Annotated in this window: 17 protein-coding genes; 13 read left to right on the top strand and 4 right to left on the bottom strand. The window is 54.2% G+C overall.

The genetic code is table 11. From position 1 onward, the window contains the following. The 4 genes from LIX91_RS06595 to LIX91_RS06610 form a co-directional block, all read right to left on the bottom strand. On the bottom strand, positions 1-1233 hold a 1233-nt coding region (locus LIX91_RS06595), incomplete at its 3' end, for a toxin VasX (RefSeq protein WP_317135432.1). After that, entirely contained in the window at positions 1223-2104 is an 882-nt protein-coding gene (locus LIX91_RS06600; protein WP_103695474.1) for a DUF4123 domain-containing protein, read from the bottom strand. The genes LIX91_RS06595 and LIX91_RS06600, both read right to left, overlap by 11 nt. After that, entirely contained in the window at positions 2101-4134 is a 2034-nt protein-coding gene (gene tssI / locus LIX91_RS06605) for a type VI secretion system tip protein TssI/VgrG (protein WP_103695475.1), read from the bottom strand. Before tssI ends, LIX91_RS06600 begins: the two co-directional genes overlap by 4 nt. Before the next feature lie 68 nt (positions 4135-4202). After that, positions 4203-4721, bottom strand: a complete 519-nt coding sequence (locus tag LIX91_RS06610; RefSeq protein WP_003416256.1) for an Hcp family type VI secretion system effector — start codon at positions 4719-4721, stop codon at positions 4203-4205. 589 nt (positions 4722-5310) lie between these two features. Here LIX91_RS06610 and tssA point away from each other — a divergent pair. From tssA to tssM, 13 genes are all read left to right on the top strand, one after another. Continuing rightward, positions 5311-6861, top strand: coding sequence for a type VI secretion system protein TssA (gene tssA, locus LIX91_RS06615; RefSeq protein ID WP_226488206.1), 1551 nt, complete (start codon positions 5311-5313; stop codon positions 6859-6861). Between the two features lie 31 nt (positions 6862-6892). Beyond that, complete coding sequence (gene tssB / locus LIX91_RS06620) at positions 6893-7393, top strand: type VI secretion system contractile sheath small subunit (RefSeq protein WP_226488295.1); 501 nt, start codon at positions 6893-6895, stop codon at positions 7391-7393. Positions 7394-7421: 28 nt separating this feature from the next. Further along, entirely contained in the window at positions 7422-8897 is a 1476-nt protein-coding gene (gene tssC, locus LIX91_RS06625) for a type VI secretion system contractile sheath large subunit (RefSeq protein WP_003416260.1), read from the top strand. A gap of 11 nt (positions 8898-8908) precedes the next feature. Then, positions 8909-9319, top strand: a complete 411-nt coding sequence (tssE, locus tag LIX91_RS06630) for a type VI secretion system baseplate subunit TssE (RefSeq protein ID WP_004417961.1) — start codon at positions 8909-8911, stop codon at positions 9317-9319. A gap of 97 nt (positions 9320-9416) precedes the next feature. After that, the gene (tssF, locus tag LIX91_RS06635; RefSeq protein ID WP_226488207.1) at positions 9417-11204 is read left to right on the top strand and encodes a type VI secretion system baseplate subunit TssF; all 1788 of its coding nucleotides are present in this window, start codon (positions 9417-9419) and stop codon (positions 11202-11204) included. After that, positions 11168-12175 carry a type VI secretion system baseplate subunit TssG gene (tssG, locus tag LIX91_RS06640; protein ID WP_226488208.1) on the top strand — a complete coding sequence of 336 codons (1008 nt, stop codon included), beginning with the start codon at positions 11168-11170 and terminating at the stop codon, positions 12173-12175. Before tssF ends, tssG begins: the two co-directional genes overlap by 37 nt. 9 nt (positions 12176-12184) lie before the next feature. Beyond that, entirely contained in the window at positions 12185-14776 is a 2592-nt protein-coding gene (gene tssH / locus LIX91_RS06645; protein WP_226488209.1) for a type VI secretion system ATPase TssH, read from the top strand. Beyond that, complete coding sequence (locus tag LIX91_RS06650) at positions 14763-16307, top strand: sigma 54-interacting transcriptional regulator (protein ID WP_410524748.1); 1545 nt, start codon at positions 14763-14765, stop codon at positions 16305-16307. The genes tssH and LIX91_RS06650 overlap by 14 nt, the downstream gene beginning before the upstream one ends. Positions 16308-16354: 47 nt before the next feature. Next, positions 16355-16582 carry a hypothetical protein gene (locus LIX91_RS06655; protein ID WP_032702854.1) on the top strand — a complete coding sequence of 76 codons (228 nt, stop codon included), beginning with the start codon at positions 16355-16357 and terminating at the stop codon, positions 16580-16582. After that, positions 16579-17088, top strand: coding sequence for a type VI secretion system lipoprotein TssJ (tssJ, locus tag LIX91_RS06660; RefSeq protein ID WP_103695481.1), 510 nt, complete (start codon positions 16579-16581; stop codon positions 17086-17088). The genes LIX91_RS06655 and tssJ overlap by 4 nt, the downstream gene beginning before the upstream one ends. Then, positions 17085-18416, top strand: a complete 1332-nt coding sequence (gene tssK / locus LIX91_RS06665) for a type VI secretion system baseplate subunit TssK (protein WP_003416270.1) — start codon at positions 17085-17087, stop codon at positions 18414-18416. Before tssJ ends, tssK begins: the two co-directional genes overlap by 4 nt. Further along, positions 18398-19285, top strand: coding sequence for a type IVB secretion system protein IcmH/DotU (gene icmH / locus LIX91_RS06670; RefSeq protein WP_032702857.1), 888 nt, complete (start codon positions 18398-18400; stop codon positions 19283-19285). The genes tssK and icmH overlap by 19 nt, the downstream gene beginning before the upstream one ends. A gap of 13 nt (positions 19286-19298) precedes the next feature. Continuing rightward, entirely contained in the window at positions 19299-22802 is a 3504-nt protein-coding gene (gene tssM, locus LIX91_RS06675; RefSeq protein ID WP_226488210.1) for a type VI secretion system membrane subunit TssM, read from the top strand. Positions 22803-22864: the final 62 nt, after the last annotated feature.

Below are 22864 nucleotides of genomic sequence, written 5' to 3' on the forward strand. Positions count from 1 at the left end.
ATCACGCACCTGTTGCAGCAGTGTGTCTCCGGTTGGCAGGTGCTGCTGAAGGTACTGACGCGCACCGCTCAGATCGACCTCGCGCCGCCATTTGTGGCGATCTTTCCAGGCTTGCAGGGCCTCGTCGGAGGGCGCGCTGCCGTAACGCATTTCAATCGATTTGCGCATGTCCAGGCTCTTGAACATGTCCGGCATCAGCAGAAAATCGCCGGGAACGTTACTGCTGCTGATCTGCGCTTCCTCAAGGATGCACTGCTCGAAGTAAGCTTCGAGCTCTCCCAGATACTGGTGAGTGAGCGCCGCATTGCCGCGCACCGATGCCGGCAATTTCTCCGGTTCGCCTTCAGCGCCACACAGTGCGGTGACAGTCTGGGCGATCTGGATCTTGTGTTCGTGTTCGGCTTGCCAGTTGCGGTAAGCGGCCTGATCGGCGGCCAGTTGCATGCCCAGATCATTGAAAATAGCCAGCGGGTCATCAAGGGCGATGAGCAGGGAACTGTCCTGATCTTCAACGCTGCCCTGCCAGAAAACGTCAGCGCCGATTGGCGAAAACAGCGGCTGGGTTTCTTCACTGGAGGACTCGGATGTAGGAACAGCCGAGTCTGCAAAGCGGTCATCATCAACCACATGCTCCTTGTCGATGTCCGCCACCGCCTCGGCGATGCGGTTCAACGGCAGGGTATGCGGCTCGGCCATGGTCATGCAGTAGCGTTTCAGATCCAGCGCTTTCATCCATGAATCGCGGCTTGCCGGGTTCGAACGCAGGTGTTCGCAGATTCGCCAGGTCCACTGCTGCGCTGAAAAGGCGATGCGCAGCAGGTTGTTTCGCGGATAGAGCAGAAAAGGCTTGGCATCGCTGCCGCCACTGCGCTGGTCGCTGCCAAGCTGCGCATCGGTCCAGACAATACGGCTCAGGTTGCCGGTGGCGGCTGACACCGCGTACTCATGCAACACTTCGGCCGTTTCGTCGTAGACATACACATAGCCGTCATACAGCTGGCGAAGGGTATAGCCGCGTGTTTTCAGCTTCGGCATCACCGCCCAGCGGCTGCCCTTGAGTAGCGGTTTCAGCTTCTCGGGAGCGGTATCGTAGCGAGAGCGGTCCAGCGCATAGCGCACTGGCACGATGGCGACTTCAGGTTTTCGGAAGGGGCACAGACTGGTAGCCGTGGCGGGTATCTTGGCGAACGTTGCAGCACGTCGTTGCGTTAGTGTGCCGGATTTATCGGTCATGCATGGCATCTCTGTCGGTACGAACTTTCTGACGGTATTCATCGAGTGCGTTTATGCGCAGTTCCGGGGGCAAATGCTGATGCTCGGGGGACTGAGCGCACCAGGATTGGTAGTGGCCCTGTGGCGAGCTTACAAAGCCCAGGCCCCAGTCGTGGCAGATGTCGGCCCAGGTCGCCAGTGCGTACTCACTGACCAGCCCCCACTCAATTGCGCTGTCCACGACATGCGTCAGCCAGATTTCGATTTGATCGTCGCTCTGATCCAGAAAGGCCCGCGGATCCTGCTTTTTGATCCATTCATATAGGCGCCCTTCGAATAGCCATCGATGGCAGCTTTCGAAGGCTTGCAACTGACGTTCGCTCACCAGAGGAAAATGCGCTCGAGAGACTTTTTGCGCACGCTCGTTAACAAATGTCGTGATCGCTGGATCGAGGTTTTGTTGCCAGATGCGCAGGGGTGACTGAACCCAGAGTTGATCGATGGGGCCTAGCGTCAAGTTCAAATGTTCAGGGTCATAGCTCGATAGCCAATAGTGCATCACCAGCGGATCTGCGAAGCGCAGCAGACTTGAATGACCGAGATAATCAAGGGGGCTCAGGAAACGCTGCAAATGTTCAGAGACGATTTTCAAGGACGCATTGCTGAAAAAAATGCAGGCGTCGATACGTTGTTCAGGATGGCGATGCCACTGCGCAATGAGTTCGGAGGGATGAGCTGTGCGCACAAGTACCGGGCCTAAATCCATGATCTCTGCCCACCGTGTGCCGAGATAAAGCGGAGCGATCTCGATAGGCTCGTCGCGCTGGTATAGCTGCTTTAAGGCGTCAGGTCTCAGCACTCCGTCAATCAACAGATAATTGGCTTGATTCATTTTTTCGTTTCTTCGGTTGCTTGCGAGCATTGGCTACAAAGTGGGCTGCGTATCATTGCCTGTCGCTGTGCGGAGATCAGCATGTCACCTGATTCGCCAGCTTCTGGTCGCTCTGCATTACCTGGAAGTAGCGGGGTTGCTCCAGAGCCGTTTCCGGGGCTGCCCCCCGAATTGAACTTTATCTGAGACCCGTTCACGGTCACGCCACTGGCATCGATCTTGATAAAGGAGCCGGCTGCTTTTAGCGTGATTTCAAGCCCCGCCTCAATGATCAGTTTGTTACCGGCTTTGAGGTGGATTTCCTGTCCGGCGTGGGCCAGTAATCCATCCCCCACTTTGATGTGCCGGGTTCCGCCCACGGTGACGTGATCGCTCGTTTTTACCTCGGTCAGCCGGTCGCCATCGACAGTCCGATGTTCCTCGGTCTTGAACTCGCTGTAGCTGCTGCCTTCGATCCGCTCATGCCGATGATGACCGACCCGGATTTTCTGCTCATGCTCGATGTTCTGCTCCCAGTCGCGCTGGGCATGAATGTAGATCTGCTCCTGACCGGCCCGGTCTTCGATGCGCAGTTCGTTGGAACCATTGCCACCGGGGCTGCTCAGGGTCTTGAATACACTGCGCGTCTGATGTGCAGGCAGGTCGTAGGGCGGGACGTGCTCTGCGTGGTACAGGCAGCCGCTGACCAATGGACGGTCAGGGTCGCCGTCAAGGAACGTCACCAGTACTTCCATACCCACTCGCGGGATGACCATGCTGCCGTAGTGATGACCGGCCCAACCGGACGAAACTCTTACCCAGCAGCTGCTGCGATCATTGGCCTGCCCCTCGCGGTCCCAATGAAACTGCACTTTGACCCGACCGTGCCGGTCGCAGTGTATTTCCTGATCTTTCGGGCCGGTGACCACAGCGGTCTGGCTGCCGAATATTCTTGGCTTGGGATGATGCCGGGGAGGGCGATACGAGGCTTGCCACGGTGTAGCGAGAAAGGTATTGCGATAGCCTTGATGAAAGTCCCCCTTGTTCTGTAATGCATGGGCGGACTCCTCAAGCCCCTGCGGCTGGCGGCCCTCATGACGAACTTCGGTCAACAGCCACAGGTCGTTCCATTCCTCGTTGGGGTGCTCGCGCAAAGGTAGAAAATGACCGCTGACCAAGGTGGGTTGATCACTTTGGCCATCGCCCAGTCGGTAATCCTGGCGATGGCGCTCAAGTGCGCGGCTCGCCAGATGCGCTCCTCGATCCCGATGAATGAAGCCGCCCGGGTACTCGTAGTGCTCCAGCTCCGGCCGGGCGTCGTCATATGCCGAACCTTCCATTTTCAGAAGTGGTTTTTCAAAGTGATAATCGCGATGAGTAACGCTGTTTGTACGTGTTTCCAGGCGCAACCTGAAGCGCTTGATGACCGACTTACCCGGTACCAGGCCACTGTCCGGCTTATAGATAACCGGATTTAGTTTAGGAAATACGGTCTGGTCATCACCAAACACCAGTTGATGTGCTGTGTGGCTGTGTTTGAAGTGGTAGTGCAGGCCTTCCTCTTCGCAAAGCCGCTGGATGAAGTGCAGGTCGGACTCGCCATACTGCACGCAGTATTCGCGCTCGGGATAAGTCATACCGAGCTGGAAGCTGTAGGCGTCGCCTATCAGATGATGTTCTTTCAGTACCTGCTCAATAATCTCCTTTACTGTTCGATTCTGGAAAATACGCTGATTGGTACGATGCCTGAGCCTTGCCAGATTCGGTCGCAAGGTGACTGAGTAGTGTGTAAGACGCCTGCCTGAGTCGCCTTGGGAAACCTGATCGATCACTCCATGAATGCCGTTACCCCTGGATGTGTACTGAAGAAATGCGGGGCAATTCAGCAGGCTTTCGAGATCCATCGACGTGCGCTCGCTGACCAGCTCAAGCTTGAAAAAGAAGGGCTGATTGATAGCTTCATGGCCGGTAAAAGAAAGGATTTGAAAATCATGCTCAGGGCCGTCAATGCTCAGGCTGAAATAAGGTCGATCAGTGGGGTTCAGCGTCATATGGACCACCGTGTCTAGCCGGTTTATAAAAACCCCGCCGATCCTGTCGAACCGCCGGGGCAGCGGAGTTATTCCGACTTCGGACTTCTCCAGTCATCAGACCCGGTAGTAGTGGCCTTTACGTGGTCCCAGGTTATTTTGCGATAGCTGAATTGAACGTCCTCCAGGTGTCCAAAGTGCGAGTTCTGCGGATCCTGGCAGTTGTGCATGTAGGACTTGATGTTGACGATGACCGCATCCTCCAGGGTGGTGGTGTAATAGTGTTCCTGCTTGCCATCGATAGACGTCCGGTACCACTTGATTTCGACTGTGCTTAGCGTTGAGCCTGAGCAAAGAGCCTCCAGAAGCAATGGCGAGGTCTTGTCGAAAATTTTCGTGACACACGCAGGGCCATGAATGCGTTGGCCAGTAGGCTGTCCTGACTGCGTATCACAGGGTGTAATGATGTTATGGCTGAATGCCTGGATTATTGCTTCATCTGCATGGCCTTCCTGATAGACGTTGCCGACAGAGTCTGCTGTGAAAGCTCCTGCTGTCAGTATTTTCTGATTGGCGTCTATGACAGTCATATAGGCGGGTGTAGGCATTAACGTCCTTCCTTACAGTCGGTGGCGCCTCACAAGCGAATTGGCTTGGAGATCGAAGCATCGCTATAACAAGTTACGTGCCAGGTATCTCTTAAGTCAGTATTGTCAGCTGATTTGGCTATGAGGGTGCCGCTCGTTGTAAGTTTTTTCGAGTAACTTGCGCAAGTATCTGCGCACTATTTTCATTTTTTTGCGCAGCTTTCCATGATTCTATCCAAATATATCAATATTTTTATATCTGGTCTTTTTGTGCGGAAGGTCATGGATTTTGTACGTGCTATTGGCAAGGTTGCTGGCCGTTTAATGGCGCCTCCTGGGTGAGTTTTAATCCGAATATATATGTGTGTTTTGATGAGCATGTGATAGCGTGTTTAGTCAATAGATAGTTAGGTTGTTAAATATTTTGGTACATAAATTATATGCGTTCCTACGTATTCTCTTCGTTTGTTTGTAAGAATTTTCCGAAAGTTTAATATCTTTCAGGTGTCACCTTGCTTGCTGGTTTTCATGGCGATAAGGTCTGTCTGGCTTTATGAGTGGTTGGAAAAAACGTTAACAATGAAATGCACGATGTGTGGGAATATGAGCAGTGGCCAGTAAAGACAAGCTCTCTATTCGATATCTGGATCTGGCCCGGCAGCCTGTCGCAACGGGTGATTATGCAGGCGAAGACATCCGTTTTTCTACGGCGTTTGAAGCCTTGGAGCGTGAGTTGGGCGGTGCACAGGCCATTCTCGGGGAAGTGAATGTAGACTGGCTGCGGATCAGGGAGGGCTGCGAACATATCCTTTCAAATCAGTCCAAAGACCTGCGCGTCGCCAGCTGGCTGGCGTGGGCTCTATATGAATGCGAGTCTGTTAACGGATTATCTGCGGGGCTGGGATTGATTCATTATGTGTGCAAAGAGCATTGGCTGCTTTTTCATCCCCAAAAATTACGAACACGTTCAGCGGCCATGCAATGGCTCTTGCTGAAACTCGACAAGGCGCTGGGAGAGGATATTTCCATTACTCACCAGCTTCCTGAATTCCAGCAACTGCTCAGACAGCTTGATGGCCTGGACGAAATATTTAATCTGTATCTGGGAAGTGATGCCCCGTTGCTGCTGCCGTTGCGAAGACGGCTCGCCCGTATGATTCAGCGCGCTGAGCAAGTTGAGAAAGAGCCTGCCAAGGTGGTGGAGCGTGTCAAGCAGGCTGCGGTCCAGTTGTTTTCAAGTGACTCTCACATCGACAACGAGAAAGACGCCCAGCGGACGTTAAGTGTGCAAGAGAACTCGGTACGCAGCCTTTGCAGATGGTGGCTTAAGCAGAAAACTACAGATCCGCGAGCTTTCCGCCTGGGTCGCTCGCAGACCTGGTATGCAGTGGACAGTCTTCCTGAAAGAAACAGTGAAAAAATAACCCCGTTAAGGAGGTTGCCCGCTGACAAATTGAACAATTACCAAGAGCGATTCGAACAGGGTCTTTACGCAGACCTTATAGTAGATATTGAAGCAAGTCTTGCAGGGTCGCCTTTTTGGTTTGATGGTCAGCGAATGGTCTGGAACTGTCTGAAAGCCCTGGGGGGCGAAGCGGCAATGCGCGAAGTGGAAGCTCAGTTTGCTTTACTTTTAAAGCGCATTCCAGACCTTGTTGAACTTCGCTTTCACGACGGTGTGCCGTTTGCAGACGCGGAGACATTACAGTGGATCGCCAGTTATATCCTGCCTGCCGAGGTCCATGCCGGGAATGCGTGTGGCAGCGAAAGTCAGCATGACGCCTCAGAACGAAATTCGTTGTACCACGATGCACTGCCGGTTTTGCAGGCAAAAGGGCTTAAAGCCGCTGTGCAATTAGTGAATGATCACTTGAACGGTGTGGAAGGCGGGCGAGAGCGATTTTTCTGCAAGCTATGCATCGCACGTCTCTGTATCGATGCACACAAATATGAGTTGGCGAAAGTTCAACTAGAGTATCTTGATCAGGAGCTCCAATCAGCAAGCCTCCCTGCATGGGAACCCACGATCTTCCTCGACGTGTCTCGCTTGTTATATAGCTGTTACGAGCGAATGGCTTTGAACGATAAGGCCGCAGCGCGCAAAGAAGTGATTTACCAGAGGTTGTGTCATCACGACCTCGAAAGATTTATTGATGGCTAACATACAGTTTAATAAATTGAGGGGAAATGGAATGGCCAGAGAAGGCTCTGTAGCGCCCAAAGAGCGGATCAACGTGACGTTCAAGCCTGCTGTTGGTGGCGCGCAGGAAGAAATAGAGCTGCCACTTAAGTTGCTGGTTCTTGGCGATTTCATACAGCGCACGGATGAGCGAAAGCTTGAGGACCGTAAATCAATCAGTATCGACAAGAACAATTTCGATGATGTGTTGGCGAAACAGGAGCTTGAGCTGGTACTGAGTGTACCTGACCGCTTGCAGGCTGAAAGCGGGGCTGACGATCTCACTGTCAGCATCAAGGTCTCTTCGATGAAAGACTTCAACCCTGCCAGTCTCGTCGAACAGATTCCTGAGCTTAAAAAGTTGATGGAGCTGCGCAACGCCCTCATGGCGCTCAAGGGGCCGTTGGGGAACATGCCTTCTTTTCGTAAGGCCATCGAGCAGGTAATTACGGACGAAACATCGCGTAAGAACGTGCTGGATGAGCTTGGCCTGGATGTCGCGGCGCAACAGTAACATCGGACCCATTGTCAGGAATTAATATATGAACACAAAAGCCATACCGCAGCGCGATGCAGGTGAACTTCACCATGGAATTCTCGATCAGATTATTGCACATACCCGATTAGAGCCTTGTGACGACGCCTATGGTATTGCCAAACGAGGGGTGGCTGCATTTATTGAAGAACTGCTGAAGCCGCGTAATAACAACGAGCCGGTCAAAAAAGCGCTGGTTGATCGGATGATTACCGAGATTGACGTCAAGCTGAGTCGCCAGATGGACGAGATTATCCATCATGCAGAATTTCAGGCGTTGGAAGCATCATGGCGCGGGCTACAGTTACTGATTGATAGAACCGATTTTCGCGAAAATATAAAAATCGAGTTGTTAAGTGTTTCCAAGCAAGATCTTCTGGACGATTTTGAAGACTCACCTGAAGTGGTGCAGTCGGGACTCTACAAACATGTGTATACCGCTGAATATGGTCAGTTCGGCGGTAATCCCGTGGGCGCGATCATTGCCAATTATTTCTTCTCGCCGAGCGCTCCCGATGTGAAGACCATGCAGTACGTTTCAAGCGTTGCCTGCATGGCGCATGCACCTTTTGTTGCGGCCGCAGGCCCCAATTTCTTCGGGCTTGAGCAGTTCACCGGTCTGCCCGATCTAAAGGATCTGAAAGATCACTTCGAAGGGCCGCAGTTCGCTAAATGGCAAAGCTTTCGGCAGCGGGAAGACGCGCGTTATTTCGCACTGACAGTACCGCGTTTTCTTTTACGCAGCCCCTACGGGCCAAAGGAAAATCCGGTGAAGACGTTTGCCTATGAGGAAAACGTCTCGAACGACCACGAGCACTATTTGTGGGGCAATACGGCCTATGCATTTGCTACAAAGCTGACAGACAGCTTCGCCAGATTTCGTTGGTGCCCCAACATCATTGGTCCTTTGAGCGGCGGTGCTGTTGAAGACCTGCCTTTACACCACTTCCACAGTATGGGTGAAATCGAGACCAAGATTCCGACTGAGGTACTGGTGTCTGACCGGCGTGAATACGAGCTGGCGGAAGAGGGCTTTATCGCATTGACCATGCGCAAGGGCAGCGACAATGCAGCGTTCTTTTCTGCCAGCTCAGTACAGAAGCCCAAGTTTTTTGGCAACAATCCAGAGGGGAAAATAGCCGAGCTTAATTACAAGCTAGGTACTCAACTGCCCTACATGATGATCGTCAATCGCCTCGCACATTACCTCAAGGTGCTGCAGAGAGAGCAGATAGGGTCCTGGAAAGAGCGAGCGGACCTGGAGAGTCAGCTTAACAAATGGATACGTCAGTACGTTGCGGATCAGGAGAATCCGAGTTCAGAAGTGCGTGGCAGACGGCCGCTGCGCACGGCACAGGTCATTGTCAGTGATGTTGAGGGTGATCCCGGCTGGTACCGGGTCAGTCTAAATGTTCGTCCTCATTTTAAATACATGGGCGCTGACTTTACGCTGTCGCTGGTCGGCAAAATGGATAAAGAGTAGATCATTTATTGATGATGAATCCAAAAGGTAGCCTCTTTCAACGCCTGGCAGGTGACGTACTGCAACAGCAGTCTTTTGACAAGGAAGAGCAGTTAATGATGTTGATATCGGCTCATCTGACCAAGATGCTGGGTACGCGCGCCGGTAGCGTAAAGATGCTGCCTGATTATGGTCTCCCTGACTTGAACAATATGGGGCTGAGCCTTGACGATACGCTGAGGCACTCTCGCATGATCATCGAAAAGATGATTCGAACATATGAACCACGATTGTTCGATGTTCACGTGACGGTGGAAGAATACGAAGGTTGTCTGCTGAGGCGGACATTCTCGATCGGTGCGGCTCTGGACATTGCAGGTGTAAAGAAGTCCATTCGATTTTCTGCACTGCTCGGTGGCGACGGCAAAATAAGTATTGTTTGAGTAAGTTTTTCGCCTCGCGAAGCGGTGCGCCGATTATCTACAGTTTTACACCCAGATTTTTCATTATCGATTTACGACCGGCCAGGTAGAAAAAACGGTGTCATTTAACCTCTATTATCAAGAAGAACTGACGGCTCTCCGAGAGTCTGGGCGTCGCTTCTCCGAGCGTAATCCGGCGCTGGCTCCTTTTTTAGGGCAGGCGGGCAAGGACCCGGACGTAGAACGTTTACTTGAGGGGTTTGCTTTCCTGACGGGCCGTTTGCGTCAAAAGCTGGATGAAGATTTACCTGAGCTGACCCACTCCCTCATGCAGTTGTTATGGCCCAACTACCTTCGACCTCTGCCCTCGGTGAGCATGCTTCAGTTTGACGCTCTGGACGGCTCCGGCCCGGGTTTCGTTGTGGAGCGAGCAACACCTGTAGAAAGCGAGCCAGTCAATGATCAGGTGTGCCATTTCCGTACCTGCTTTGCCACTCAGGTATTACCGTTGAAACTGACTCACCTCTATTGTTCGTCAAGCGGGGGCGGGACAACGCTGAAGCTGTGTCTGGCGATGAATGGAGGCAGCCATTTAGGCGAGGTAAAGTTCAGTCAGTTGCGCTTGCACCTGGCGGGTGAGCGTCGCGTCAGCCAAGCTATTTACTTCGCGATGATGCAGAAGCTCAAGGGCATCACATTATTGCCTCTTGATGCGATGGGCGAACCGTTACTGAACTCTTCAGGCAAAGCGATCGAACTGATCATTCCTGTGGAACAAGTGAAACCTGTAGGCTTCGCTGAAGAGGAGTCGTTGATTCCCTACCCACTAAATACCTTTCGGGGCTATCGCTACCTGCAAGAGTATTTCTTTTTCCCTGAGAAGTTTCTCTTTGTCGATGTTCTCGGTTTCGATGTCATTCACTCATTGACTGACGACCTGCTGAAGCGCGCGCGCGGGCTACAACTTGTTTTTGATGTGCAAGGAAAGGACATGCAACATCTTCGTCCTACCCTCGAAAACATCAAGCTTTACTGCACGCCGGTCGTGAACCTGTTCAAACAGGATGCCTTGCCCATTCTTGCGGATGCCCGGCAGGACGAATATCTGCTCATTCCTGCGCATTACGCACACGGCGGTTGTGGTGTGTACTCGGTCGATAAGGTGGTTGGCTGGCAGCCTGGAGGGCTGGGCTATCAGAATTACGTACCCTTCGAATCGTTTGAACATGACGCTGCGGTCGATGTGGATAGTGACTCGCCTTACTACAGCGTGAGGCATCGTACTTCGCTGCAGCACAAGGGGCTCGATACATTTTTAAGCTTCGGTCTTCGAGCGGGGCGAACTGACGAGACAATGTCCATTGAGATGACATGCACTAACGGCGACCTTCCGTGGCAAATCAAGGCAGGAGGCCTATGTAAACCATGTGAGGGCACCCCTGACTTTTTGCGTTTCAGAAATATAACGCCTGCCACGAAAACATTTGCGCCACCCATGGACGGGGATTTTCTCTGGCGTGTGATCAGTAACATGTCGCTCAACTATTTGTCGCTCGAAAATATCGAAGCACTGAAAGTGATTCTCGAAACTTACGATTTGCCTCGGTATTACGATTCGCAGGCAGAGAAAGTCAGCAAGCATCTCCTGGGCGGGTTGAAGTCCATTCGGCACCAACATATCGACTGCCTGCATGACGGGCTGCCTGTAAGGGGCGTCAGGACGGAGTTGACCGTCGAACCTGACGGCTTTGCAGGGGAGGGCAGTTTGTTCTTGTTCGCCTCCGTCCTAAACGAATTCTTTGCGCTCTACGCGAGCCTGAATTCCTTTCACGAACTGCATGTAAAGAGCACACACGGTGGAGGATACGAATGGGCACCGCGCATGGGCATCCAACCGCTGCTTTAGCCAGGCTGAGTCAGGACATACGGCGGTACTCTGTTTATCAGGCGATACCGCTGATTCTCAATACTTTGCGTGAAATCCATCCACATACGGATGAGCGCCGCGTTCATGATTTTCTCGAGTTGCGGGCAAATCCGGGTCTTGGATTTCCTGGCAGTGATATTGAATGCATGGAGCTTTTTTACGAGCAGGGTCAGTTGCACGTACGACTTGATCTAAATGTGATGAGCCTGGTCGGTTCCGGCTCTCCATTACCCGCTTTTTATGCTGAACAAGCCTTGGGTGAGCGGGACAAGCCTAATGTGACTCGCGATTTTCTGGATATCTTTAATCGTCGATTGCAGATGTTAATGCTCCCCGTATGGCGCAAGTATCGCTATCACGCCATGTTCACCCGTGGCGCGACAGATCCGTTTTCCGAACAGCTGTTTGCACTGATCGGCCTGCACGGGCAGCGCATTCGCGAAACTCCCGAATTGAACTGGAAACGGCTGTTGCCGTATCTGGGGCTCTTGAGCCTGCGCGCTCATTCAGCCGCCTTGATCGAGTCGGTGCTTCGTTATTACTTCAAGCACGCTCAGCTGTTTATCGAGCAGTGCGTTGAGCGAACCGTCGATGTTCGCAGCGCTCAGCTTAATTGCCTTGGAGTGACCAATCATCAGTTAGGACGCACTGTTGTGCTGGGTAATCGGGTCCCTGATCGGAGTGGCAAGTTCCGCGTCCACGTGAAAGAACTCGATTGGGAGCGGTTCCACGAATTTTTACCCATCGGCCCTGGCTACCGTCCGTTGGGCGCTCTTGTCCGATTCACGTTACGCGACCCTTTGGACTACGACGTTTGTCTTGAGCTGCGCCATGAAGACATCAGAGAACTGCGTATTGGCCAATCGAACACCTGTCACCTGGGCTGGACCACCTGGCTCGGGCGCGAGCATGCCCTGGGTCTGGTCATGCTCAACAGACTGATACATTAAGGACGACTCATGATCGATGTAGATTTGCAGCAACTCGTCAATGCCCTCGATGCGCCTACCCGCGGAGAACTGGAGGGAACGGCCGAACGCTGCGTTTCGAGAGGCAGCAGCAAAATTCTGGTTGAAGACCTGTTGCTTGCCCTGTTGGAAAGACCTGACGGGATGCTTTCCCGTGCGCTACTGGACGCCGAGGTTGGAGCTGACGAACTTGCAGGGTTTCTTCACCCGCCAGTCGAGCAAAGTGCTACCCGGAGCCCGGCATTTTCTGCCGAACTTGTTCAATGGCTTCAGGACGCGCTGTTGATTGCCAATCTGGATCTGGGCCAAAGCCTGATTGATCAGTCTGCGTTGATTCTTGCCTTGCTGCGTAATCCCTTGCGCTATGCCGACCGTCCATACCAGCCATTATTGGCGAAGATTAATATCGAGCGCTTTCGCGATCATGCCCTTGCCGAACAGATGCCGGAGGTAACAAAATCGTCAGTGAATCAATGTGATTCGCTGCTCGAACGCTTTACTCATAATCTGACGCAGCAGGCCAGGGAGGGGTTGCTCGATCCTGTGCTGTGCCGTGATGACTGTCTGCGTCAGATGATCGATATCCTGTCTCGTCGACGCAAGAACAACCCCATTGTGGTGGGCGAGGCGGGTGTCGGCAAGACTGCGGTTGTCGAAGGGCTGGCGCTTAAAATCGTTCACGGGGAAGTCCCGGATCTATTGGAAAACGTTGAATTACTGTCTCTGGATATGGGGCTGCTCCAGGCGGGTGCCAGTATCAAGGGCGAGTTCGAGCGTCGTTTGAAGGGCGTGATTGACGAGGTCAAATCCTCATCCAGGCCGGTTATTCTTTTCATCGATGAAGCCCACACACTCATCGGCGCCGGTGCGCAGGCGGGTGGTTCGGATGCGGCCAATCTGTTGAAGCCGGCATTGGCACGCGGCGAGTTACGGACCATTGCAGCGACGACGTGGGCCGAGTACAGACAATATTTTGAAAAGGATCCGGCGCTTGCACGTCGCTTTCAACCGGTCCGGGTGCTGGAGCCGACAGTAGAGCAGGCCATCACCATTCTGCGCGGGCTTGCTCCGCTATATGAACGTACTCATGGTGTCTATCTGCGCGATGATGCTGTAGTCGCCGCAGCCCGGCTTTCGGCACGCTATCTCACCGGGCGCCAGTTGCCGGACAAGGCAATCGATCTGCTTGATACAGCTTGCGCTCGAGCACGAATCGCTCTGATCGCCGTGCCGGAGCGTCTTGAATATCTACGAAGCGAGATAGCGCGTCAGCAGAGGCAGTTCGAGGCAGTGCTGCGTGATGCCAATGCCGGTCTGTCGGTTGATGACAAGGCATTGGACACGCTGGCTGCCGATCTGTCACGGCTGCAGAGCGAGGCTGCAGCACTGGAGTGTACCTGGGCTGATCAGCGGGCAGCCGTCGAGCGTCTGCTGGACCTGCGCAAGCAACTGGCTGACCGAACAGCACAGTCGGCTGAGGCGAGTGAGTGTGACTCCATACGCGCGCTTGCGTCCGAGTTGGCTCAGGTTCGAAGGACCCTGATCGATATTCAGCTGACCGACCGTCTCGTGAGCTTTGAGGTATGCCCCAGGCTGATAGCTGAAGTAGTGGGTGGCTGGACCGGGATTCCTGTATCGCGCCTGGCTCAGGAGCACAGCCCGGCAATCAACAGCTTTTCCTCAGAGCTGCGTATGCGCATCCGGGGTCAGGAGCAGGCGGTGCTGACCATTGAAAAGGCAGTCCGGGCATCGGCTGCGGGTTTGAATGCACCCGGTGCCCCAACAGGGGTATTTCTTCTTGTCGGACCCAGCGGAGTGGGCAAGACGGAAACAGCCATTGTTCTGGCTGATCTGTTGTACGGCGGCGAACGTTTTCTCACGACGATCAACATGTCCGAATTTCAGGAGAAGCATACCGTTTCCCGATTGATCGGCGCCCCTCCGGGCTATGTTGGTTATGGCGAAGGGGGCATGTTGACCGATGCCGTTCGATGCAAACCGTATTCAGTCATTCTGCTCGATGAGGTGGAGAAGGCTGATCCGGATGTACTGAATCTGTTCTACCAGATTTTCGATAAAGGCACGGCCAACGACGGAGAGGGCCGGGAAATCGATTTCCGCAACACTCTCATTCTGATGACCTCCAACCTGGGTGCCGATCTGATCCATGCACGCTGCCACGAGGGCAGACGGCCTGATGTCACGGAGCTGAAAACCAGGCTGAAACCGATACTGAGTGCGCATTTCAAACCGGCATTGCTGGCTAGAATGCGGGTTGTGCCTTATTACCCGATCATGGGGTCGGCGCTGCGTGAACTGGTCGAGTTAAAGTTGGCTCGTCTTGGCGAGAGACTTCAATCCCGTGGCCTGACCTTCAGCTATTCGCATGATCTGGTTTGTCATCTGCTTGAGCAGTGTACGCAAGACGACAGCGGCGCCCGGCTGATCGATCAGTTACTGGAGTCCAGTCTGACCCCCTTGATAGCAGACCATTTACTTGGCGCCATGAGCCGTGGTGACAAGGTCGTCAGGGTTCACGCAACACTGGACAGTTCAGGTGGTGTTGTCTGTGAGTTCGAATAAGGTGGTCTCGTCCTTTCATTCGCTACACGACCCATTAGGCTATGCGCAAACATTGGTTTCGCGATACTCGGCGCTCTCCCGATCAGCCGACAGCCAGTCGTTGCAGCATGATTTTGTACTATATGCTGCCGAGCTCAGTAGCTGCCAGGCAAGCCAGTTGTTTTTGCTCGACTCGAGCCACAAACGCCTCTGCCTTGCTGCGCAGGCTGTCGACAGCGTCATTCAGCCTGACCAGAAAGCGACTTCACTTAAAGACTACCGGGACGAGCCTTTACTGCAGTTCTGTCTGCTTCAGAACCGGGTTGTCAGCGTGCCGAAAATCAGCAGCAGTCTTTACGGAACCCGCTTTCTACCGGTACAGGCGCAAGAGTGGAAATCACTGCTGTGCGTTCCGCTGCACAATCGTGAGCGGACAACTGTCGGGGTACTGATATGTGTGAGCAGGCATTCTGGAGAGTTGGAAGGCTACGCAGAATCTCTGGGCGCGCTAGGGTCGTTCGTGATTTCTCAATTATCCGTTCTGCATTCGTCAGCCGGGCCTGGGGGCGCGAGGCTTCATCCGCGCAGGCGCGCCCTACCGGTAGAGCGCTTTGGACTTATAGGGCGTAGCGCTGCCCTGGATCGAACCACCCATCTTCTGAGCAAGATTCTCGACAGTACCTGCACGGTGTTGCTGACCGGTGAAACCGGCACAGGCAAGGAGATAGTGTCTCGTGCCATTCACGAACACGGGCCTCGTCGCTCCAACGCGCTCGTGGTACAGAATTGCGCCGCCTTTCCGGAAGCTCTTCTGGAAAGCGAACTCTTCGGTTATCGCAAAGGCGCGTTTACCGGCGCCGATCGTGATCGGCTTGGCCTGTTCGACGCAGCTGATGGCGGTACGCTGGTACTCGATGAAATTGGCGATATGCCGCTGCAATTACAGGCAAAGCTTCTGCGGGTCTTGCAGGAGGGCGAGATTCGTCCACTGGGCGGCAACGACGTTCGCAAGGTGGATGTGCGAATCATCGCGGCGACCCATCGCCATCTACCGACATTGGTCGCCGAAGGACGCTTTCGAGAAGACCTCTATTACCGTTTGGCGCAGTTCCCCATAGAGCTTCCTCCGCTACGTCATCGCGTGGAAGACATCGAAATACTGGCCCGGCATTTCTCGGACATAGCCTGCCAGAATTCACGGCGAGAGCCCGTGCAGTGGTCGGAAGCTGCGTTGAGTGCGTTATCGGGTTATGCCTTTCCTGGAAACGTTCGAGAGCTGAAGGGGTTCGTCGAGCGTGCCGTATTGTTATGCGAAGACGCGGAGCTGAGACCGGAACACTTTCCCATTGCCACCGAATCGACAAGCCATCCGGCTGGTCTTTCACTGCGTGAGCGCATCGAACAGTTCGAGCGTGGCGTTCTACTCGAGAGTCTGCGCGACAGCGGCGGTAACCGGAGCCTTGCAGCACGCACTCTAGGGGTGTCGCGGCGCACGCTGCTTTACCGCCTAGCACATCTGAAGATCGGCGCTGCTCATGGACGGTGTACCTAGCCATTCAATAATCACGTTTAGTTAATTTCTTGTCTGGAGACGTTCCAATGAACTTTCATTGTTGGCGCACTGTGCCTATCACATTCATTGCGCTTATTTGCCTTGGAGGGTGCAAAGGTCATTTCAAGTTCAGTGATGATCAATACCGCGCGCTGGGCAGTCCAGAACCCTCCAGCCCACTGAATGCGTTGCGGCAGGACTCGACTCCTGAAAAAGAGATGTCAGCGTCGCATGCCTTTTCGATTGCTGCCCTGCGTCAGGATTTCCAGAAATGATCTCGGTGAGCTCTTGGGTTACCCGAGTCTTCCAAAAGGTACTGATAGTACTTTTGGTTTTGATCTCAGGTTGCTCCGCACTATCGCCGTACTCAACGCAAACACGTCTGGATATCAGACTGAGCGCGAATGATCGACTGAATCCCGATGTGAATGGCAGACCGTCTCCGGTTGTTTTCAAGCTGCTTGAACTTCGGCGTCCCGTGACGTTTGAGAGCATGGATTTTTTCTCGCTTTATAAACGTACCGGGCAGGCGCTGGGAAATGATCTGGTGGCCAGTGAAGAGTTCGAACTTCGTCCCGGCGACAGTATTGAGTTGAAGCTGAAGCTCGACGACAGCAGTCGTTATGTCGCGGTGCTCGCGGCTTACCGCAACGTGTCCGAGACCCGCTGGCGTCAGGTGATTCAAATACTCCCCAACCAACAGAACAGCGCTGTTTTTGTATTGGGGGATTCCGGGCTTCAACTGGCAGATAGCCCAACTCGCACAGGAAAGTCGCTATGAATTCGCACAAGGTTATCTGGCAGGAAGGCATGCTGCTTCGCCCGCAGCACTTTCAGCATCACGATCGTTACTATGACGATCAGTTGCGGATTCGGACTCAGTTGGCAGGCGCCTACAACTGGGGCTTTACAGCTCTGGAAATTGATCCGCAATTTCTGGGTTCAGGGCAGATCGTGATTGCCCAGGCCTCGGGCATCCTGCCGGACGGCAGTGTCTTCGATATACGCGGCCATGAGAGTCCTTTGGCGCTGGATATTCCCCCCAATACTTCAAACGTGTCGGTGTACCTGGCACTGCCGATCATGGCGGGCAATTGCATTGAGTCTCGCAGTCACGAACAGCCGGATGTGGTCGCACGGTTTACAAGCTACTCAGCGAACATCCGCGATTCAAACGCTGGTGAAGACCGTTCCACGCCAGTGCTGTGCGCCCGGCCAGAGTTCCGATTGTTGATGGGGGAGCCCCAGGGAGAGCACACCTACAGCATGCTCAAGGTCTGCCACATTCTGATCTGCAGTCCTGACAAGTCGCTTTCGCTGGACCTCGAATTTTCACCGGCCTTTATCAGCGCCAGCGGTTCCCGCTATGTGACGTCGTGCCTGAGGGAAGTGGCAGGTTTGCTGAATCACCGTGGGGACGTGATTGCCGAGCGTATCGGTGTTCGCGGTCAGGCCAGTGGCGCAGAGGCAAGCGATTTGATGATGTTGCAACTGGTCAATCGCAATGCATTGGTTTTTCAACACTATCTCACTATTCGAAGCATCCACCCTGAAGAGCTCTACCGTGCACTGCTGTCGCTGTTGGGCGAGTTATCGACATTTGGCGGTGAAAGCAGACGTCCTCGATTGGAGGTTACTTACCAGCACAGTGACCAGGGCTGCACATTCAGAAGCGTAATGTCCGAGATTCGACAGATGCTGTCGATGGTTCTCGAGCAGCAGGCTCAGGAACTGGAGTTGCAGCCCCGGCAGTATGGAGTTCTGGTTTCGCCTCGGGTGGATCGTGAGCTATTGGGGGATGCCTCGTTCATTATTGCTGCCCGTGCAGATTGCGATGCCGAAGAACTGCGTCTGCGACTGCCTTCGCATCTTAAAGTCGGTTCGGTGGAGCGTATTCGCGAGCTGGTGAGCCTGCATTTGCCGGGTTTACGTATCAGGCCTCTGCCTGTGGCGCCTCGGCAAATACCGTTTCATGCTGCCAAGAGCTATTTCATTCTCGATGTCGATGACCGGGAGCAGACCGGGATCGATCAGTCGGGAGGATTCGCTTTCCATGTATCAGGTGAATTTCCCGGTCTTGAACTGCAGTTCTGGGCGATCAGAAATTGAACAGGGTGGCGGATGTGCAAAGCGGTCTCGAAGATCATGCTGCTTTCGACCGGGATAATAGCGGGTCGAAAAGCGGCTACTTCACCGACACCCACCACACGAATCTTTTCGAAGGTCTGCAGGAGCAGTTGCTCTACAGCACTCGGCGAGTATCGGAAAGAAAGGCCGGTAGCCACGTCAATCCACTGGTTGCTGCAGCCAGCGAATTGCTGGCTCAGGTGGCAAAACTGGGCGCAGCAGATGACGTTGGAGATATCCATCTTCTGAACGTACAGCTTTCCGATCAGGTGAAACTGTTCGAAGCCAGGGCAAGGCGAAACGCGATAGCGAACGATGAGCTGCTGGCCGCGCGCTATGTGCTGTGTACGGTAGTGGATGAAGCTGTACTGAACACGGTTTGGGGTAGCCAGAGTGACTGGTCGAAGATCAGTCTGCTAAGCCGCTTTCACAAGGAAACCTTCGGCGGCGAAAAATTCTTTCAACTGCTTGAAAAGCTCTCCGCAAACGCTTTCAGGCATCTCTCGATGCTCGAGTTGATGTACCTGTGCCTGGCACTCGGTTTTGAGGGGAAGTACCGCTCCCATCGGCGCAATGGCAACGAGCTGGAAGATATCCGGCATAACCTCTATCTGCAGATAAAACACGTAAGAGGCGACGTTTCGCGAACGCTTTCGCCTCACTGGCAGGGCGCACGTTCCGGCGCTGCCGACCGGCTGCGCATTATCCCTGCGTGGCTGATTGGGTTGTTCACCGCTATAAGCCTGACCGCGCTGTATTGCGGATTTGCCTGGGTACTCGGCGAGCAGCGTGAGGCCGTACTCAGGCCTTATCAGTCTGCGGATGCGGTAGTCATCGAGCGGCGGTCTTGAAATGAGAGATGCAGTGAAAAACTTGTTTAAAAAACTCATGACGCTATTGGGCAGCAGCTGGTTCTGGTCGCTGTTATTGGTTCTGACGCTGGCTGCCTGTATCTGGATATTCGGGCCCTTGCTGGCGATGGCCGATAACCGGTTCTGGGAGAGTCCCGTTGTGCGCCTGGCGACTATCAGTATGTTGTTGCTGATTTGGGGCCTCGGGGTTGTATTTCTCAACTGGCGCAGCGGCTTGCAGAAAAGGCAGAAGGAGGAAAGCCCGGCAGGCCAGGAACATCTGCGTAAAACTATCGCGGTGGAAAAAGAGCGCCTGGAACTTGCGGGGCGTTTCAAGGATGCCTTGCGCGTGCTCAAGGATTCGGACCTGTATGGCGTATTGGGCACTAGGGGCCGAAATGAGCTGCCATGGTATGCAGTGATCGGCCCCCAAGGTAGCGGCAAGACCAGTCTGCTGGATTTTTCCGGGCTCGATTTTCCCCTGGACAGGCGAGGGCGCAAGCTGACGCACGATATGCGCAGCACCAGCAGTTGCGGCTGGTATTTCACTGAGCAGGCAGTTCTGCTGGACACATCCGGGCGCTATCTCGAGCAGCCCGTGCCCGACGTCGACGGCAGCGCATGGACCACGTTATTGAAGTTGCTGCGAGGTCGCCACCGTACGCATCCACTCAGTGGGGTGCTGGTAACACTGCCGGTCGACACTTTGTTTGACGAGCACGACAAGCGTCTGGAGAAAATCGCCGAAGACGTACGGGCTCGCCTGGACGACATATTTCATCAGTTGCATGTCGATGTGCCGGTTTACCTGGTACTGACCAAGGCCGACTCGGTTGCAGGCTTCGACGCCTTTTTCGATCAACTCTCCCGGGAAGAGAGTGAACAGGTCTTGGGCACTACGTTCCGGCAGGGTGAGCAAGGCAGTGATATCGATGTTCTTGGCAAGGCGTTCGATGCCTTGCTGCAACGCCTTGGCAGTCAGGTTATCACTCGCATTCATCAGGAGCGGGACAGCCGACGCCGTGGCGAAATGCTTGAGTTCCCCAACCAGCTTGGAGGCATCGCGTATCGACTGAGCGTCTTTGTCGAGCTGGCATTTTCCGGAAATCGCTATCAGCGGGCCAGTCAGTTTCGTGGATTTTACCTGACCCGAGCGCCGCAATTCGTGCAGAACGATCAGCCATCCGATGGGCAAAGCGATACCGGATCACTGACCCGCTACAGCGGAAAAGCGCGGTTCATTCATGATTTGTTACGACATGTGATTTTCCCTGAGGCCGATCTCGCGATTCTCGATAAAACAGCACGCCGAAAGATTCAGTGGCGTCAGCGGGGTATGTGTTGCGCGGCGTTGTTGCTCTTGTCTGTGTTCGGTGTGCTGTGGGCGACCGGTTTCAGTGCCAATCATGACCGGCTGGAAAGGCTGCGTGTTATGGGCGAGCAATGGGCGCACCAAAGATCATCACTGGGCGCCGAGGACGATCTGCTGACGGTCCTTGATAGCTTGAACACGCTTTATCTGGCGGCCCGCGTATTTCCGGATGGCGATGAGGTCGGTCTGCATGAACGCAGTGGCCTCTATCAGGGCAAGCCTGCCAACGATGTTCTGATGCACACCTATCATGCGGAGCTGCAGAGGGAGTTGCTGCCACGCGTGGCCCACATGATTGAGGCGCGCATAATGGCTAGCCTGGGGGATCGCGAGCAGTTGCTGGATAGCCTGCGTGCCTACCTGATGCTGGTCAAGGACGAGCACCGGGAACCCTCTGCGCTGAAGGCGTGGGTAGCGACCGACTGGTCAGTTCGTTACGTCGGTCATGCGCAGGCTCAGAACCAGCTGACTCAGCATTTCGAGCGTCTGCTTGCTCAGTCCTTTGCCTACCCTGTAAACGACGCGCTAGTGGCACAGGCTCGACAGGTTCTGCGCAACGAGTCCTTTGCCAGCGTCGTTTATCGAGTGTTGCGCGAAAGGGCAAGTACACTCCCGGACTACAGTCTGGCCCACCACGTCGGCTCGCAGGCAGGTTTACTGGCGGGTACTGATTACCGAATTCCCGGGCTCTACACCCGCTATGGTTATGAGCAATATTTCGTCACTCGTGGCACGGGTTTAGTGACCGAACTCATGCATGACAACTGGGTTCTGGGTGAGGGCGCGCAGTTCGATGCAAAACAGCTGCGGGTGCTGATGGTCGAGCTGGAAAAGCTGTATTTCCGGGATTATGCCGATTATTGGGCCGAGGCGATCGGACGGGTTTCGCTGCAACCCTTCGAGGGGCCCGGTGCTGCTGCGGTGCAAATGGCCGGGCTGACGGCAGCCCATTCGCCGTTGTTGCAATTACTGATCGAAGTACGTGACAACACGCTTTTTCCGGTCCTTGCAGACAGTCTCGACGCGATGAAGGCTGAAGCTGGTAAAGCTGTCTCTGGACCATCGCCAATCACTCAGGTGGCCGCGATTGGCGATAAAGTTCAGCAGGCGGTGACTGTCAGCCTGCCCGGGACGGCAAAGAAATCGTTGCAGCGCCGTTTTGATCCCTTACACCGTTTACTGGACAGCGATAATGGTCCGACTCCCGAACTGATTGCCGCATTGAGCGCGATCAATGAATTGCAGATGCAAATGGCTGCTTTGGGGCGTTCAGGTCAGCCCGATCTTGCTGCCTACGAAATGGCAAAGGGACGAATGTCTGGACAGCGGGATGCACTGAGCAACCTGCGCAACGCGGCGACCGGTCTGGCGCAGCCTCTGGGCGGGTTGTTCAATACGCTTGCGGAGGACACCTGGAGCTTCGTGCTGTATCAGTCTCATCGGTACCTCAACCAGCGCTACAAGGCCGAGCTTTACAGTTTCTATGAGCAATCTCTCGACAAGCGCTATCCGTTTCATGCACACAGCAGCAGTGATGTGGAGCTTAATGATTTTCGTGAGTTCTTCGGCTCGCAGGGGATAGCCGAACGCTTCTTTGATAGCTACCTGAGGCCATTTGTCAGTGGCGATCCGGGGCGATACAAACTGCGCAGCATTGACGGCTACAGCCTGCCCATGAGCCGTGCGTATCTGGATCAGATGGCAGGTGTGCATCGAATCCGCAAAAGTTTCTTTGCCCATCGCGCGCAAGAACCGCAGGTGCAGTTTACCCTTGAACCCTACACGCTCGACCCAAGTGTTCGCCGCGCCGAGTTCCGGCTGGGCGAGCAGTCACTGGAGTATCGGCATGGTCCCATCGTACCGACCTTGTTCAAATGGCCTGCTGATGCTGAAGAGGGGCGTACGAGTCTGGTGATGGAAGGTATGGTTGGCAGGCCACTGGGGATTGAAAAGAACACCGGTCCCTGGTCGCTGTTTCGCCTTCTGGATCTGATGCAGACCGAGCCTCTGAAAGGACGCGACGTTCTGCTGCTCAAGGCCGAGGTGGGCGGGATGCGCGCCAACTATCTTTTGTCGAGCCAGCGGGCACCCAATCCGTTTGATATGAGTGCGCTGCGCGATTTTCGTATGCCTGCGCAGCTGTGATGCCATTGAAGGGACTGTAATGCTGATTAATAGAAAGGACACTGCATGAGTCGCAGGATCTT

This window comes from Pseudomonas sp. B20 (genome assembly GCF_020515755.1).
Taxonomy (GTDB): Bacteria; Pseudomonadota; Gammaproteobacteria; order Pseudomonadales; family Pseudomonadaceae; genus Aquipseudomonas; species Aquipseudomonas syringae.

Excerpts from the sequence above, each read along its gene's own strand:
- tssI (WP_103695475.1), bottom strand. The coding sequence starts at position 4,134 with ATGACGCTGAACCCCACTGATCGACCTTATTTCAGCCTGAGCATTGAC.
- tssC (WP_003416260.1), top strand. The coding sequence starts at position 7,422 with ATGAACACAAAAGCCATACCGCAGCGCGATGCAGGTGAACTTCACCAT.
- LIX91_RS06610 (WP_003416256.1), bottom strand. The coding sequence starts at position 4,721 with ATGCCTACACCCGCCTATATGACTGTCATAGACGCCAATCAGAAAATA.
- tssG (WP_226488208.1), top strand. The coding sequence starts at position 11,168 with ATGGGCACCGCGCATGGGCATCCAACCGCTGCTTTAGCCAGGCTGAGT.
- tssK (WP_003416270.1), top strand. The coding sequence starts at position 17,085 with ATGAATTCGCACAAGGTTATCTGGCAGGAAGGCATGCTGCTTCGCCCG.
- tssB (WP_226488295.1), top strand. The coding sequence starts at position 6,893 with ATGGCCAGAGAAGGCTCTGTAGCGCCCAAAGAGCGGATCAACGTGACG.
- tssE (WP_004417961.1), top strand. The coding sequence starts at position 8,909 with ATGATGAATCCAAAAGGTAGCCTCTTTCAACGCCTGGCAGGTGACGTA.
- tssH (WP_226488209.1), top strand. The coding sequence starts at position 12,185 with ATGATCGATGTAGATTTGCAGCAACTCGTCAATGCCCTCGATGCGCCT.
- LIX91_RS06655 (WP_032702854.1), top strand. The coding sequence starts at position 16,355 with ATGAACTTTCATTGTTGGCGCACTGTGCCTATCACATTCATTGCGCTT.
- LIX91_RS06600 (WP_103695474.1), bottom strand. The coding sequence starts at position 2,104 with ATGAATCAAGCCAATTATCTGTTGATTGACGGAGTGCTGAGACCTGAC.
- tssJ (WP_103695481.1), top strand. The coding sequence starts at position 16,579 with ATGATCTCGGTGAGCTCTTGGGTTACCCGAGTCTTCCAAAAGGTACTG.